Genomic DNA, 708 nt, shown 5'->3' with positions numbered 1-708 from the left:
GTTTGTTAGGGCAATTTGAACTCCTTGCGCTTTTGAGATATTTTTTTCGAAAGCTCTAAGATGCCTATTTTGTCTCGCAAAGCATCAATTACAATACGAGCTGTAATTGCTCCTAAATAAACGCCAGAAACGATGCCTGTGATTAAAGGTGATAAGTTGAATATTTCTTCGGAACCCAATGCTTTAACATATGCCAAGTAGAGCATGATGATAGCTGGAACAATACCGAGTTTATCAACAATTCCAACAAGGAAACCTACCCTCGATTCTAAATACCTGATGCGCCCCTCAAAGAGGACCTTAACGCAATCTATGCTGTCATCACCGAAGGTCGAAATTTCTTCCGCGACTATATAGTCCGACCGATATCTTTCATTTATATCTTTTAAAGTTTCTTTTGTTGCACCCACAAAGAAGCGAACTGTAGAAATGAATGAGGACAATGAATACAGTACAAGAAATGCAAAAAAAGCAAATAACGATATGTAAGAAGTGGTAGCGTCACCTAATAGAGCTGCAATCAAAGCAATAGCTAAAGATACAACGCCCGCCAGAAATGAGAGTGCTTCCATTTTATTGGCAACAAAAAAGTTCTTAACATCGTTTAGTGCACTCTCTTTCGATATAAAGCATTCAATGATCGCACCAATATCATCACTGTTCAAAATATACTCCTATTGCCCTAACGCCCTGTTAAGGTGTGAGCAA

The 708-nt window shown here is 38.6% G+C and carries 1 protein-coding gene; it reads right to left on the bottom strand.

All coding sequences use genetic code 11. The features are described from left to right. Positions 1-5: 5 nt before the first annotated feature. Positions 6-665 (bottom strand): hypothetical protein, encoded by a 660-nt coding sequence (locus VHA02S_RS24985; protein ID WP_038138045.1) that lies wholly within the window; start codon positions 663-665, stop codon positions 6-8. Between the last annotated feature and the right edge of the window lie 43 nt (positions 666-708).

Origin of the sequence: Vibrio harveyi NBRC 15634 = ATCC 14126 = KCTC 12724 (assembly GCF_001591145.1) — a bacterium.
In the GTDB taxonomy this organism is placed as follows: Bacteria; Pseudomonadota; Gammaproteobacteria; order Enterobacterales; family Vibrionaceae; genus Vibrio; species Vibrio harveyi.
The sequence above is the reverse complement of the archived record's forward strand: the minus strand, read 5'-3'. Positions and strand labels throughout refer to the sequence as shown.